The organism is Streptomyces sp. AC558_RSS880 (assembly GCF_019049255.1).
GTDB lineage: Bacteria > Actinomycetota > Actinomycetes > Streptomycetales > Streptomycetaceae > Streptomyces.
The window spans coordinates 1-14,752 of sequence record NZ_JAGMUJ010000079.1 but is presented as its reverse complement, the minus strand read 5'-3'; the positions used below and the strand labels follow the sequence as shown (position 1 = coordinate 14,752).

The 14,752-nt window shown below is 72.5% G+C and carries 13 protein-coding genes; 12 read left to right on the top strand and 1 reads right to left on the bottom strand.

All coding sequences use genetic code 11. The features are described from left to right. Positions 1-22 precede the first annotated feature (22 nt). The 8 genes from KUM38_RS24125 to KUM38_RS24090 all read left to right on the top strand — a co-directional run bounded on the left by KUM38_RS24125 (position 23) and on the right by KUM38_RS24090 (position 9,143). Positions 23-619, top strand: coding sequence for a DUF6624 domain-containing protein (locus tag KUM38_RS24125; RefSeq protein ID WP_217131527.1), 597 nt, complete (start codon positions 23-25; stop codon positions 617-619). Further along, positions 616-1,488 carry a GNAT family N-acetyltransferase gene (locus tag KUM38_RS24120; RefSeq protein ID WP_217131526.1) on the top strand — a complete coding sequence of 291 codons (873 nt, stop codon included), beginning with the start codon at positions 616-618 and terminating at the stop codon, positions 1,486-1,488. Before KUM38_RS24125 ends, KUM38_RS24120 begins: the two co-directional genes overlap by 4 nt. A 45-nt stretch (positions 1,489-1,533) precedes the next feature. Then, on the top strand, positions 1,534-3,039 hold the full coding sequence (locus KUM38_RS24115) for an NAD(P)-dependent oxidoreductase (RefSeq protein ID WP_217131525.1): 1,506 nt from the start codon (positions 1,534-1,536) through the stop codon (positions 3,037-3,039). After that, entirely contained in the window at positions 3,032-3,499 is a 468-nt protein-coding gene (locus tag KUM38_RS24110; RefSeq protein ID WP_217131524.1) for a hypothetical protein, read from the top strand. The genes KUM38_RS24115 and KUM38_RS24110 overlap by 8 nt, the downstream gene beginning before the upstream one ends. Beyond that, positions 3,496-4,281 carry a class I SAM-dependent methyltransferase gene (locus tag KUM38_RS24105; RefSeq protein ID WP_217131523.1) on the top strand — a complete coding sequence of 262 codons (786 nt, stop codon included), beginning with the start codon at positions 3,496-3,498 and terminating at the stop codon, positions 4,279-4,281. Before KUM38_RS24110 ends, KUM38_RS24105 begins: the two co-directional genes overlap by 4 nt. Continuing rightward, entirely contained in the window at positions 4,278-6,236 is a 1,959-nt protein-coding gene (locus KUM38_RS24100; RefSeq protein ID WP_217131522.1) for a phosphoribosyltransferase family protein, read from the top strand. Before KUM38_RS24105 ends, KUM38_RS24100 begins: the two co-directional genes overlap by 4 nt. Further along, positions 6,236-6,904, top strand: coding sequence for an HAD family hydrolase (locus KUM38_RS24095; protein ID WP_217131521.1), 669 nt, complete (start codon positions 6,236-6,238; stop codon positions 6,902-6,904). The genes KUM38_RS24100 and KUM38_RS24095 overlap by 1 nt, the downstream gene beginning before the upstream one ends. Positions 6,905-6,992: 88 nt before the next feature. Beyond that, positions 6,993-9,143, top strand: coding sequence for a radical SAM protein (locus KUM38_RS24090; protein WP_254397676.1), 2,151 nt, complete (start codon positions 6,993-6,995; stop codon positions 9,141-9,143). Between the two features lie 64 nt (positions 9,144-9,207). On the opposite strand, the gene KUM38_RS24085 is transcribed toward KUM38_RS24090, so the two are convergent. Then, a complete protein-coding gene (locus KUM38_RS24085; protein WP_254397675.1) occupies positions 9,208-9,795 on the bottom strand; it encodes a hypothetical protein in 588 nt (195 codons plus the stop codon). Between the two features lie 152 nt (positions 9,796-9,947). Between KUM38_RS24085 and KUM38_RS24080 the strand changes: the two genes are divergently transcribed. From KUM38_RS24080 to KUM38_RS24065, 4 genes are all read left to right on the top strand, one after another. Next, the gene (locus KUM38_RS24080; RefSeq protein ID WP_254397674.1) at positions 9,948-11,003 is read left to right on the top strand and encodes an aldo/keto reductase; all 1,056 of its coding nucleotides are present in this window, start codon (positions 9,948-9,950) and stop codon (positions 11,001-11,003) included. Continuing rightward, a complete protein-coding gene (locus KUM38_RS24075) occupies positions 11,000-11,869 on the top strand; it encodes an endonuclease/exonuclease/phosphatase family protein (RefSeq protein ID WP_217131518.1) in 870 nt (289 codons plus the stop codon). Before KUM38_RS24080 ends, KUM38_RS24075 begins: the two co-directional genes overlap by 4 nt. Before the next feature lie 450 nt (positions 11,870-12,319). Beyond that, entirely contained in the window at positions 12,320-13,774 is a 1,455-nt protein-coding gene (locus KUM38_RS24070) for an NUDIX domain-containing protein (RefSeq protein ID WP_217131517.1), read from the top strand. 102 nt (positions 13,775-13,876) lie between these two features. Further along, entirely contained in the window at positions 13,877-14,659 is a 783-nt protein-coding gene (locus KUM38_RS24065) for an MFS transporter (protein WP_217131516.1), read from the top strand. The last annotated feature ends 93 nt before the right edge of the window (positions 14,660-14,752 follow it).

Genomic DNA, 14,752 nt, shown 5'->3' with positions numbered 1-14,752 from the left:
ATCGAGAGGCAGGCACATCACGATGACTACGCCCGGAAAGCCGCCCAACTGGCCCGCCGTCGGCCGCGACCTGACCATGCGGGCCGACACTGCGAGGGAGTCGTGGCGGACGCCTGCCCACCGCCGGGCCTCCGCGCCTGCGGATGCGCTTGCGGCGGCCCGGAAGACCGACGCCGACAACGCCCTCTTCCTGGGGGAGATCGTTGCCCGGCACGGCTGGCCGGGACGGTCCCAGGTCGGTGAGAACGGATGCCGGGCCGCGGTCGCCATCGCCGTCCACGCCGACCAGGACCGCCAGCTTCAGAGCCGGTTCCTCGCCGCCTTGCGCGAGGCAGCGCAGCGAGGCGAGGCGACGCCTGCCCAGTGGGCCCACGTGCAGGACCGGGTTCTCGTCACCAGCGGCCGACCGCAGCTGTACGGCACGCAGTACGTCTACCGGCCCGACGGACCGGGTGGCCGTCTGGAGCTCCTGCCGGTCGCCGAGCCGGACACCCTCGACCGCCGCCGCGCCCAGGTCGGCCTTCCTCCCCACGGCGAGCAGGCACAGCATCTGCGCCGGCATCACCTCGCCTCCTTATCCGCCTCGCCCGTCCGGCTCGTAGGAAGGCCCGCCGCATGAATGACCCCCGATCCCTTCAGATCGACCTGCTCCCGAGCCTTGATGGCGACGTGTGTGAGGAGCTCGCGGTCCTGGCTCAGCGGTGCATCAGCGGGTACAGCGACGACCGGCCGGTTAGCACCTCCCTCGTGCGCTCGCGGCTGACGAACGCTCTGACCGGCACGCCGCCCGTACTCGCGGTGGCCCGGGACGGACGGCAGGTCGCCGGCTGGTGTGCCGTGCGGCGTCCGGAGCCCGGTGAGGTGAGGGCGCGGCTGTGGGGTCCGATCGTGGAGCCATCGGCACGCCGAGCAGGGCTGGGCCGGAGGCTGCTGCAGACGGTGGTGGAGGCGGCGGAGTGGCCGTTGGTGACCACGGATGTGCCCGTCGATCGGGACGGCGCGACCGACTTCTTCACCCGGTCCGGGTGGGAAGTGCTGGACACCATCACTGTGCTGCACGGCACCCCGTCCACGGGCGGGCCCAGTGCCGTCACCGCCGCCGACATCACCGGTCTGGAGGCATACGTTGCCGCGGCCGCGCGCCGGTTCGCTGGCCTGGAGTCGTCGTTCGCCACGTCGACGCTGCCGCGGTGGCGGGACGACGCACGGTTCAGCGCCAAGACGTTACTGCTCGACCCGCCGACCGGGTCGCTCCTGCTGGCCCTGGTCCAGCGGAACGCCACCGGCAGCGAGCTGCTGCTGGCCGAGGTGTGGGCCGCCGACGCGGAGATCCGCGGCCGGCTGATCGCCCAGGCGCACACCTTGGCCGCCGAACGGCAGGTCGCGACCGTGCGCGCGGTAACGCGGCAGGACCCGGCCGACTTCGTCGCCTCCGGCATGCGCGTCACCGGCCGCTGCCGCACCTTCATCCTTCCCGGCAAGCGCTGAGACCCGGGCATCCCTTGATCCACCACCCCTGACAGGAGGGCGTCCATGCCCGCATCCGTGAAACCGCCGCTCGTCCACGCGGTCGACATCGTCGCCACCCAGGACGAGGCCCGCCACCTGGCCGGTGAACTCGCCGCCCGCATCTCCGTCAGCCCCGACGTGCAGAGCATGGACTGGGACGAGGCCTCGGCGTCGTGGCGGTGCGCACTCACCGACGGCGGCCGCGCCCGGCTGACGCTGGCCACCCCTGCGGACCCGGCCGCGGCCGCCGCGCACACCCATCGGATCGTCGCGACGTTCGAGCAGGGCACCCCGGCCGCGGCTAAGGCGTTCTTCGTGGCCGCACGGCACCTGCCGTTCACCGCCACCGAGGTCGCCGCGGCCGTGTCCGAGCTGCCGCTGACGAGCCGACTGACCAACCGGTGGCCCGACAAGCCACTGTCCGGCGTCGGCGTGCTGCTGACAATCCACCACATGCGCGACTTCCTCGTCCTGGTCGACAGCCTGCTCGCCCTCGGTGTGGACCCGGGGCACATGACCGTGATCGACAAGGAGTACCCCTACGCGCACACCCACCGGGTGGACGCGCACCTGGTGCAGCGGAACGGCATCGCGGTGTGGCGCTACCGGGACCTGCGCGCGGGAATCGAGGACCACATCGGGCGCGTTGCCGCTGCGGGCAAGCGCACCGTGGTCATGGACGACGGCGGCTACGTGATGCCCACCGTGCTTCGTGAACTGCCCGGGCAGGCTGGTCACTTCGTCGGGCTGGTGGAGCAGACCACCTCCGGCATCCGCAAGGTGGAAGGGCTCGACCTGCCGCTGCCGCTGTTCAGCGTGGCTGAGAGCGATATGAAGTCCATGATCGAGTCGTACGGCATCGCGGACGCGGCCGTCCGCAACACCCTGCGGCTCCTGCCGGACGAGAAGCTGGAGGGCCAGGCCGCGCTCGTGCTCGGCTTCGGCCGGATCGGACACGAGGTCGCCCGCGTCCTGGAGAACCGGCGGATGCGAGTCGCGGTGTTCGACTCCGACATCACCCGCCTGGTCGCAGCGCACGAGGAAGGGTTCCTCACCGGCCGGTCGCTGGAGCAGCTGGTGCGTACGCACCGGCCGCGGCTGGTCATCGGCTGCGTCGGCAGCCGCAGCTTCGGCGCGCGCGAGGCCCGGCTCCTGCCTGAGCGGTCGTATCTGGTCAGCACCACCAGCCGGAACTTCGAGTTCGACCTCGACGAGCTGCGCGCAGGCAGCACCGCGGTGACGGACCGGGGCGTACTCGGCACCGGCTACGAGCTCGCCGGCGGCCCCGAAATCGTCGTCCTCGGGCACGGCATGCCGATCAACTTCCACTACGCCGAGTCCCTGTCCAACCGCTACGTCGACCTGGTCCTGGCCGGGCTCGCGGTCGGCGCGGTGGCCCTGGCCCGCGCCGACGAGCGGCTGCGGCCCGGACACAACGTCGCCGCGACCAACCTGATCCTGGCCGAGGCGGGCATCGTCGACGACTACTACCGCCTGTACGGCCCGGCCGCCGGCGGCGGACGTGGCTGAACGGATCTTCACCCTCGACGACCTCACCGGCGTCCGGTCGCGGTGCGGCTGCCTGGCCTGCAACCTCAGCGCCGTCTTCGCCGACCACCTCACCGCCCTGCGCACCGGCTACCCCGGCACCGTCACCACACTCGGCCACCGCGGCCCGTCGCCCGCGACGACCGCGGTGCCGCACTTCCTTGCCGTACGCCTGGGCGGCGGGATCGCGGACGTTGTGGTGTGGGAGGAGATGCGCCCGCAGCAGCTGGCCGCCTGGCTGCCAGCCGCCGACGCCCGGGCACGGGTGCCGCAGCTTGCCGCCCGGATCCCGCGCCTGGTCCGTATCCGCCAAGCCATCCGCACCGGCACCTTCACCCCCTCCGGAGCGGTCGGCGAAGCCTTGTCCACCGGAGGCCGTTACCCCTCGTTCCGCTTCCTCGTCGAACACTGGCCCACCCTCAACAAGGAGTTCAACTCATGAGCACAGTGCCCTCCTCTGACTTCGCAGCCGTCGGCACCGGCTACGCCGCGTACTCCAGCGGCGGCCGCGGCCGGCTGCGGCACGACATCACCGCGCGCCGGGTCCTCGCCGAGCTCGGCGAGCGTCCCGCCCGCGTCCTGGACGTCGGATGCGGCGACGGCGAGATGGTGCTGCGCCTCGCGGCCGCCGGACACCACGTGACCGGCGTGGAGAAGTCGCCCGGCATGCTCGAGGCCGCCGCCAAGCGGATCACCGCCGACCCGGAGATCGCCGAGCGGGTGACCTTGTCCGTGGGCGACATCTACACCCTGCCGTTCGACGACGCCTCCTTCGACGCGGTGGTCTGCCACGGCGTCGTGATGTACCTGGCCGACTCCGTCGCCCCCATCGCTCACCTCGCCCGGCTCGTCGCCGACGGCGGCATCCTCAGCGTCCTGACGAAGAACCAGCTCGCCGTGGGGGTACGCGAGGCGCTGTCCGGCGACTACGCGTCGGCCCGGGCGCAGATCGAGAGCGGGCAGGCCGCGAGCGTCGGCAACCTCGGCATCACCACCCGCGGCGACACCCCCGACCACCTGGACGACCTCGCCCGCGCGAACGAACTCACCCCCCTTCCGTGGCAGGGCGTGCGAATCTTCCACGACCACCGCACCGACTGGAAGCCCACCGAGGAGGAGTACCAGGCGGCGCTCGAGACCGAGTGGGCCGCCTCCAGCCGCAGCCCGTACCGGGAGCTGGGCCGCCTCGTGCACGCCGTGGCCTGCCGCGAGGCAACCGCATGACCAGCGGGGTCATCCGGCCGCTGACCATCGCCCACCTCGCCCGGTCCCTTGAGGACCGGGCGGGGCAGCCGATGGAGGCGCTGCGCTGCTACGAGTCGCTGGCTGCGCTGTGGATCCGCTGCTGCGACACCGGCACGTCCGGGGCGCGGGTGCTGCGGGACATGACGTTCCGCGCCGCCCGGCGGCTCGCGGCCGGCGAGGACACCCTCATTACGTCCGAGTTCGACCGCATCCCCAACCGGCTGACCAGGGACGCTTCCCTCGTGCGGCTGCCGGCGTCCCTGGCCGTTCAGGGCGTGGAGTGGCAGGACGCCCTCGCCCTGGCCGAAGCGTGGCTGGGGGCCCGGCGGGACGCCGGGCGGGTTCTCGTCGCGGGGGTGCGCACCGGCGGGGCGTATCTGGCGCCGCTGGTCGCCGCCCGGCTCGAGGCCGCGGGCGTGGATGTGCGGGTGACGAGCGTGCGGCCCGGCGAGAACCCGGATGTCCGGGACCGGCGGGTGCTGCTCGTGGACGACCCGCCGCTGACCGGCCGCACCCTGCTCTCCCTCGCCCGGGACGTGCCGGGGCCGGCCGGCGGCGAGGTGCTGGTGCCCGTCTTCGACGCCGCCGACGTGCAGGGACTGCTCCAGGAGGGGATCGCGGTCACCGTGCTGCCGCGGGAGCAGTGGCAGTCCACCCGCCGCCTCCAACCGGACGCCCTGTCCGCCTACCTGACCGCGCACGCCGACTGGCTGGACGCAGGGTCGGCACCGGTGGTGGACGGTCTCGTGCCCGGGCGGGAGAACTCCGCCCTGGCTCCGTGGCCGGGCGTGCGGCGTCGCTCCCCGGCCCGGGCCGCCGTCCGGCTGCGCACTGCCGCGGGCCTTCGGCACGCGGTCGTCGGATGGGTGCCACCCGGGATCTTCGGCGACGCCGCCCGGACCGCGGCCACGGCGGTGCGCAGCCCGGTGGTCCCGGCCACGCTCGCCGTGGCGCCCGCGCTCGTGGTCAGCGAGGACCTCGCCCCCACCGCTCCCCTCGGCGCCCAGCCGCCGCTCAGGAAGCTGGAGGAGGCGATGGACTACGTCCTTACCCGCGCCCGGCAGCTCCCTGTGGAATCCGAGGTACCCGGCGGGCCCATGCCCGCGGTCCTGCAGACGGTGGCCCGGGCCCTGACCGGAACGGACGGCGTAGAGGCGGCGCCGGCCGCCGCGCAAATGTTGCAGCTGCTGTCCGCGCTGGCCCCGGCGCTGCCGGACAATCGGTGCGAGGCGGAGAAGTGGTTCCTCGACGACGCTGGACGCCTGCGCAAGACCGGGCACCTCGCCCACCCGTACCGTCGCGACAACGAGCTGCTCACCCCGCTGCTCGATCTGGCCGCGCTCTGCGTCTCGTTCGGCAGCAGCCTGGACACCGTCGCCGACCGTCTCGCCCGCCGCCTGCCCGGCAGCAGGACCTGGTACGCGCCGCTCGCCGTCGCGCTGCTGTGCTACGGGACGGCGCGGGGCGCGCAGCTGCCGCGGACCTACAACCCGCAGCGGGCGGCCGAGACCGCCGTGGAGGCGTACCGGCTGCAGCGCGGCATGTCCCAGGCGGCCGAGGCTGTGCGGGGCGTCCTGAGTGACCTAGCCGGCGGCCCGGAGACGGCCGTGTCTGGTGTCGTGCACCGGTGGCAGGAGCCGCCCGGGGCTCTGGTGCAGCCCCGGCTGCCGTTCGGCGGCACCGTCGCCCGCCCGAGTGGCCCCGGCCCGACGGGTGAGGAGACGCAGATGGCGCTGAAGGCTGTCGCCCGCTGGGCCGAGGGCCGTATCCAGCCGGTACGCGAAGGCGACGTGCTGCTGCTCGCCCCGCTCCAGGCGCCGTCGGCCTGGGACCGGGACCGGGCCGCGCTGGGAGACCTCGCCTGGCTGCTGCCCCGCCCCGAACTGCTGGCCTGGTGCGGTGTACCGGTCGTGACGCTGGGCGAGGTGAGCTGATGCTGGTGTTCGACTTCGACGGTGTCCTGCACGACTCCCGCGCCCGGGCCTGGCGCTGCTACCAGGACGCCCGCCAGGAGATGGAGCTGTGGGCACTGCCCGACCTGGCCGGGCCCGGCGACCTGCCGCTCGTCTACCAGGGCGTGCTGAGCGCCTCGCTGACCCGCTGGGTCGACTTCGAGATCGCCGAGCGGTTCTGGAAGCGGCACGCCGAGCTGACCGCCCGGGCCGCCGCCGGTGAACCGCACGGCGTCATCCCCGAGTTGGCCGGCCCGCTGGCCGGCCTGGCCGCCGGGCCGGGATACACCGTGGTCACCGGAAGCCACCACACCACCGTCCGCACCCTCCTCGCCCGCACCCTCACCACGGAGGCGATGCCCCGGGTCCTGCTCTCCCGCGACGAGCCGGGCAGCAAGACCGACAAGCTCCGCGACCTGCGCACCCGGTGGGGAGCGACGGCGTACGTCGGAGACACCGGCAGCGATGTCCGCCACGCCCACGCCGCCGGTCTGACCGCGATCGCCGTCGCCTACGGCTACGCGAGCCGTGAGGACCTCACCAACGCCGGACCCGACCGGCTCCTGGGCACCCCGACCGACCTGGCCGCCTGGTGCCGGGCCCAGGCCGCCGGCCCCACCACCGCATCGGAGCCGTCCAGCACCACCTGACCGCATCCCGAACACCGCCCGCCCACCCCCCGGGGACCGCCTGCACACCCCGGGGGCCGGTAGGCCCTGCCCAAAAGGACCCTCCTACATGACCGACACCACCACTGCGGCACTGGACCGGCTGGCCCGCGCCGTCATCACCGCACACCCCGCCAGCCGCCCGCTGACCGCTACCGACCGGGCTGCCCTTGCCTCCCTGCTCACCTCCCCCAACGACCTGCGGGCCCGCCTGCAGGCCCACTTGGAGGGCACGCCGGGGCGGGTGAGGGTGAGCGGCACCCTGGACCGGCGCCTGCTGCTCCTGGAACGCCCGAACGGCGGGTGGGTCGCGGCCGACCTGTCCGGCGCCGAACACGCCTCCCGCCACTGGCCGCGGTGGAGCGAGGGGCACCTACGGCTGGACACGCGGGACTCCTGGCTGTCGCACGCCGAGCTGACCGAGACCGCCGTATACCGGCTGACCCGGCCGGACGTGCACCTGATGGCCCTGTACCACCCGGAGTTCTTTCCGCTACCGCGCTTCCCCCTGGGGATCAGCGACGTGGCCCGCGCGGCCCGCTCCACCCTCATGGGCACGGTCACCCTGTCCGACATGCAGTTAGGCGTCACGCTGGAGGACCTGCTCAAGCAGCTCACCACCGGGGCGCCGGACATCGTCGGCATCTCGGCGACGTTCGGCCAGCATGACCTGATGCTCCAGCTCCTGGACGCGGCCTTCGCCCTGCCCACACCGCCGCTGGTGGTGGCCGGCGGAAGCCTCACCGCCCGCAACGAACGGCTGCTGCTGGAGCGCTACCCCGACCTGCTCGTCGCCCGCGGCGGCGGCGAGGCCACCATCGAGGGTGTCCTGGCCCACTGGCACGGCGACATCCCGCGCGAGGAGATACCCGGCATCGGCTACACCGGCGCCGCCCGTGGCGGCGGCATGGCCATCGGCCGGCGCCGCACCGCCAAGCCCGTCGCCCGCGACACCGCCAGCGACATCCTGCCCGAGCTCGACCTGCTGCCGGCCACCTTCATCCACCACGGCGTCGCCCAGCTCGAGACCAGCCGCGGCTGCACCAACACCTGCTCCTTCTGCCCGCGCGGCCACAAGGGCCTGTGGGCGGGCGCCGCTCCCGGGCAGCTGCCGTGGATCCTGGACGAACTGGGCCAGGTCTTCGACCGCCACCCCGGCATCTCCCGCACCCTCTACCTGGTCGACGAGGAGATCATCGGCGCGGGCGACGACGCCGTCAGCCGGGTTCTGGACCTCGCGCGCACCCTGCACGAGGCCGGGTTCGCCTGGGAGTCCAGCTGCCGAATCGACCAGACCGTGCGCACCGACCAAGGCGAGGCGTGGCACGTCGAGCGGGCCCGCATGTGGCGCACCCTGGTCGACCTGGGCCTTCGGCGGATGCTGTTCGGCGTGGAGTCGGGCGTCGACTCGATCCTGACTCGCTTCAACAAGGAGACGACCGCCGAGCAGAACGCCCTGGCGATCCGCACCCTGTCCGCGCTCGACGTCCCCACCCGGTACACGTACATCACCTTCGACCCGCTCATGAGCCTGGGCGAGCTGAAGGCCACCCACGCCTTCCAGGGGCGCACCGATCTGCTGCTGCGGCCTCAGCCCGGCCTGGGCCCGCGCGAGATCGTCCGCGGCGTACGCGACGAGGAGTGGGTGGCCGCGCACACCACCGGCCGGCCGCTGCACACCGGGATCAGCTACATGCTCGTCAGCATGGAGTGCCTGATCGGCGCCGCCTACACCCGGCAGGCGACCGCCGAAGGGCTCACTGGGCAGCCGGAGCCGCTTATGGGCCGCGTCGCCTGCCGCTACCGGGACTGGCGCATCGGCGTCGCCAGCGGGTGGGCGCAGCGGTGGGTGGACCGCCACTTCGCCCTCGACTACACCTTCAAGAGCCTGGAGAAGGTCCTCGACGGCCCGCCCCGGCACGCCGTCCGGCAGGCGCGTGTGGTGCTGAAGGACGCCGCCTACGAGGTCCTCGGCGACGTGATCGACGCCATCGAGCAGTACGACCTCGAGCGGCCCGAGCACGAGACGGCCCTGTCCGCGCGCATCGAGACGACGCTGGAGGCGCGGGCCGGGATGCTGCGCGACCGGATGGCCACCACCGCGGCGGAGGTCGGCCGCCACCTGTCCGGTGAGCACGCGGCCACCCTCGCCCGGGAGCACGGCCGGTGGACGTCGGCGACGAGCTGGGAGCTGATCAACGCGGGCGAGTCCTGTGCGTGAGCGCCCGGCCAGGGCCCGGGTGCCCCGCAACCGCGTTGCGGGCGGGGCGCCCGGCACCCCGTGCTCAGGCGCCGGTCTTCTCCGGGATCGGCACCCAGTTGAACTCCGGGCAGAAGCGGGCGTACGTCGTCAGCTTCCAGGCCGCGTACTCGTCGGTGCGGCCCGAGCTGCGCAGCAGGTGCTTGACCCAGGTGTGGGCGATGCGCTCGTCCAGCGTCATGGTCGTGTCGATCTGGTCGAGCATCCGGCAGGCGACGGCGTAGTCCTCGACCGTCAGCGCGCTCAGATCGATCTCGATGCCGTCCAGGGTGAAGGAGAACACCAGCCGCGAGGTGGAGAAGCGGGTCTTGCGCTCGCCCAGGAACGTGGTGTGGGGCTCCAGGACCTCGCGCAGGCGGTCGCGGTCCTCGACCGGGTAGCCGATGCCCAGGTCCAGGTCGGAGCTCTCCAGGTTCAGCCGGGTGCCGAAGGAGCCGACGTCGCGCGGCTTGTGCCCGGCCCACTCCATGATCATCGCGGCCGCCTCGGCGCGCACCCGCTCCAGGCGGTCGTCGTGGACGCGCATCTCCTCGTAGAAGGCGCGGGCGCGGTCGAACTCGGCGTCGGTGAAGTCGCCGCGGTCGACCCACCGCCGTTCAGCGATCGCGTTCAAGTCAAGTTCGGTGAAGGGAGGTTGTGTCGTCACGCGAGGCACCATACTCACTCCCGCACGCGATTCATCAGTGTTTGCTACTAATTGAGAGGTAAGAGGTAATTCCTGTGAGCGCTCCGACTTCCCCCGCACACCGCACGCTCGCCCGCGGCTTGTCCGTTCATCCGATCGGGATCGGCGCCTGGGCCGTAGGCGGTGCCGACAACAACCTCGGGCTGCCGATGGGCTGGGGCACGGCCGACGACGCCGCCTCCCGCCGCGGCCTGGAGACCGCCTACGAGCTCGGCGCCAACCTCATCGACACCGCCGACGTGTACGGGCACGGGCACTCCGAGCGGATCATCGGCGACATCGTCGCCACCGTCCCCCGCGACACCGTGGTGCTGTCCTCCAAGGTCGGCTACCACCGCGGCACCGCCCGGCACGCCTACCTCCCCTCGGCCATGCGCCGCCAGCTCGAGACGAGCCTGGAGAACCTGCGCACCGACCGTCTCGACATCTACTTCTTCCACAACGCAGACTTCGGGCCCGACGACCGCTACCTGGAGGAGGCCGTCGCCCAGATGCGCGACTTCCAGCGCCAAGGCCTGGTCACCGCCGTCGGGATGCGCGGCCCCCACCGCCACGCCACCGAACGGGTCACCGTCGCCAAGGACCAGCGCGGCGACAAGTACGCCCGGTTCGCCTACCTCGCCGAGCAGATCCGCCCCGACTACCTCGCGGCCCGCTTCAACGCCCTGACCCCGCCGCCCGCCGCCGGCCGGCCGAACATCTTCGCCCTCGCCGACTCCCTCGGCGCCAGCGTGCTGATCAACAAGCCGTTGGCCCAGGGCCTGCTCACCGGCAAGTACGACCCCGACCACCCGCCCGTCTTCGCCCCCGGCGACCACCGGCTGCGCAAGGCGTGGTTCACCCCCGAGGCACTGCGGATCATCTCCGACGGCCTGAGGCCGCTCCGCGAGCGCTTCGGCGACAGCCCGGCCGCGCTGACCCGCGTCGCCCTCCAGGTGTGTCTGCAGCGAGCCGAGAACGCCGCCGTCCTCGTCGGCTTCACCCGCCCCGAGCAGGTCAAAGCGAACCTGAGCGCCGTTGGCACGCCGCTGACCGACGACGAGCTCGCTTTCGTCCGAGACGCCCTCGGCCGTCTCCAGCAGAACCTGGACGCGAACACCGAGGTCTTCCTGGACGAGAAGGAAGCCGGCCGATGAACCCTGCCTCTGAGCAGCTGTCCCTGCTCGCCACCGACGAGCCCGCGCACCAGCCGGCCACCGACGCCGTGCGGTTGCTGCTGTTCAACGCCCAGCACGCCTCTGCTGAACGCTCGCGCCGCCAGGCCGAATGGATCGCCGGTCAGGAGGGCGCCGACATCGCCGTCCTTACCGAGGTGTCCTCCACTCAGGGCGGCGACGCCCTCGTCGCCGCGCTCACCGAGCGCGGGTACGCCACCGTGATTGCCCCCCAGCCGTCCACGCCCGACTACCGCACGGTCATCGCCTGCCGCACCAGTGCCGTCCGGCCCGTCTCCAGCCCGGTCACCGTCACCCCCCACCGCGCCCCGGCGGCTCGCGTCGCCGTCGGCGGCCACGACATCGGAGTGCTGGGCCTGTACGTGCCCTCCCGCGGCCCGAAGGAGCAGCGCAACGTCGCCAAGCGCGCCTTCCAGGAGGCGGTCACCGAGAGCCTGCCACGGCTGCTCGCCGCCTTCCCGGACATGCCCGTCATCGTGGCCGGGGACCTCAACGTCATCGAGCGCGGCCACCAGCCCCCGCACAAGGTGTTCGGCGGGTGGGAGTACGCCTTCTACGACTCGTTCCGGGCCGCCGGCCTCACCGACGCCTTCCGCCACCTCCACCCCGACGAGGCCGCCCATTCCTGGTTCGGGCGCAGCGGCAACGGCTTCCGCTTCGACCATCTCTTCGTCTCCACACCCCACGCCGAGCGCATCCTGGCCTGCGACTACCACCAGGAAGCCCGCGAAGCGGGGCTGACCGACCACGCCGTCATGACGCTGCGCCTGGGCCTGCCGTCCACCCCGGGCGAACAGGGCGAAGTCCCAGCGAGGGGGGCTGGCTGACAGCCGACGGCCGCAGCGACCGAACGTCGGCGTTTCGGCCAACCTCCCCCGAGCCGCACGCCCTTGCGCGGCAAGGGTCGATGCACTGCGCACCCTCGGAAAACCGCTGGATCACAGGGCGCACAACACGTCCGAAAGGAACAGGTGCTCGAAAACGTGCGGCGTCGTTGAGCACGGCGACGCCACCACCACGTCCACGAGAGGGGAACACATTGACGCCAGTCGAACCAGACGGCGACAAGACCCACGAGGACCTGATCTCCCGTAAGCGCGGCCTGTACCGGGGCATATTCACCGCCGACGGCCCCCAGTACGGAATCGCCCCGTCGACCGGCGGCGTATCCGGCCCTCGAGGCGCCAAGCCGTCCGGCCACGGAACGGCAAGCTGAACCACCGGAGCTTCTTTCCCCCGCCTGCCCGCCCCCTGACATCGAAGGCGAGACGACGCCCATGCCACCCAGCTCCACCGCGATCCGCAGGACCGTCGAGGCGTACCTCGGCCGGCACCCCGGCGAGCGTGACGCCCTGGCCGAGCTCCTCGCCGCGCTGGACCGGTCCGTCGACGCGACCGCCCGGACGACACTGCCCGGGCACGTCACGTGCAGCGCCGTCGTCATCGACCGGCAGGGCCGGGTCCTGCACATCCGGCACCGGGCCACCGGCGGTCTCATGCTCGCCCCCGGCGGCCACATCGAGCCCGGCGACCGCACACTGCTCGCTGCGGCGCTGCGCGAGGTGGCGGAGGAAGCCGGTGTCCCGCCGGGCGCCCTGTGTCTGACCCGGCAGCTGCTCGGTTCTCCGATCGACATCAATGCCAGCCCCTCCAAGGGGGAACCGGCCCACCGCCACTACGACGTCCGCTACGTCTTCTACCTCGCCGACGAGGAGCCGCCGACGATCGCGCTGCAGGACGAGGAGGTATCCGGCGCCCGGTGGCTCCCGCAGCCAGAGGTCACCTCGCCGACACTGCGCGCGAAACTCCTCGCGGCGGGCCTGGACGGCAGGCCGGAGCCTGTGAACGCTTCCGCGCTGATCCACGACGGACAAGGTCGCTACCTGCTTCATCTGCGCGACCACAAGCCAGGCGTCATCTGGGAGTCGGGGGCGTTCGCTCTTCTCGGCGGCGGTCGCACGCACGACGACCAGAGCCTTGAGGGCACCCTGCTGCGGGAGCTGTCCGAGGAGGTGCCCGACCTCCGCCTCGAGGATGTGAAGCCCTACGCCGTGGAGACCGCGACCAGCATCGACGGCCTGAGCGTCCCGGTCCAGGTCTTCGCCGGCCGGTGGCGTGGCAACCCCGACCGGATCCGGCTGCACGAGGGTGTGCTGCTGCGCTGGTTCACGCCCGACGAACTGGACCGGCTGCGCCTGAGCCCCGCCACCCAGGCCCTGATTCGCCGGCACGCGGCCGAGAACCCCCCGGATAACGGGTCGGCCGTGGCTCCTGCCGTGTGGGACGGGGGCAGCCGGACGGTTCTGAACGGCGTCGGGGTCCACCTCCACCTCGAAGACGCCGAAGGCCGGGTGCTTCTCGGCCTGCGGCACCCCGACTCGAAGTACGCGGGCGGCACCTGGCACTACCTCGCCGGGCGGTGTGAGCAGGAATCCGCGCTCTCCTGCCTGGTCCGCGAGGCGTGGGAGGAAGCAGGGCTGGTCATCGACGCCGCGGACGTGGAGCTCGTCCACGTCGTCCACGTCGTCGATGCCCCTGGCAGCCTGCCCCTGATGCAGCTCGTCTTCCGAGCTCGCCGGTGGGAGGGCACCCCCGAGGTTCGCGAGTCCGACAAGTGTCTGACCTGGCAGTGGTGGCCGCGGAACGAGTTGCCGGACCCGATCGTCTCCTACACCCGCACGGCCATCACCGCGATCACCGAAGGCCGCCCCTATTCCGAACTGGGCTGGTGAGCAGGGTGAGCACACCCGTCGGTAGCGGACCCGGCCGACGGGCCCAGGCCGAGTCCAGGTACGTGCTGCGGGGGCTCCTGGCGGAGCCGAGGGAGGTGCCCCGTGCCGCCCTGCACTGAGTCCCTCTCCGCCGCCGGCACTTCGCTGTGGCGGCACCGGGACTTCCGCCGGTACCTGACCGGCCAGGCCGCGAGCGTGACCGGCAGCTCGATCACGCAGATGGCGCTGCCGGTACTGGCCGTGCTCCACCTGGACGCGACCACCGCCCAGGTCGCCTGGCTGGCGTTCCTCGGACAGCTCCCTCCCGCGTTGCTCGCCCTGCATGCCGGCGCGCTCGCCGATCGGTACTCCAAGCGCCGGCAGATGATCGCCGGGGACCTGGTGAGCGCGACGGTGCTCGCCACCGTGCCGGTCTCGGCCGCGCTGGGCACCCTCACCCTCACGCAGCTCATGATCGTCGCCGTGGTGCAGGGGGCGGCGAGCGTGCTCCACGACGCGGCGGCCATCAGCCTGCTGCCCAGCCTCGTCGACCGGTCCTTGATCCAGCGGAGCAACAGCCGGGTCGGCGCGCTGTTCGCGGTCGCCGCGACCGCCGGAAGCCACCTCGGCGCCGCGCTGACCGTGCTGCTCGGCCCTGCACGGGCCCTGCTCGGCGACGTCGCCTCCTACCTGATCAGCGCCGTGTGCACCGCCCGCATCCAGACCGCCGAACCCGCCCGCGCCCGCCCGGAGACCCGCCGGCTGCGCGGCGAGATCGGCGAGGGCCTGCGGTACGTGCGCGGCGATGACCGGCTGTGGACCCTGACCCTGGTCAACGCAACGACCTCGTTCGCCCTCGGGCTGCTCAACACCCTCTGGGCGCTGTACCTGTTTGTTCCCGCTTAGAGGTCGTTTTTTCCCGTTGTTTCATCCCGGAATCTGTGGTTGATGGTGCTTTGCGGGGTCGCGCCAGGAGATGGTGCTCTCGCCGGTGAGGCG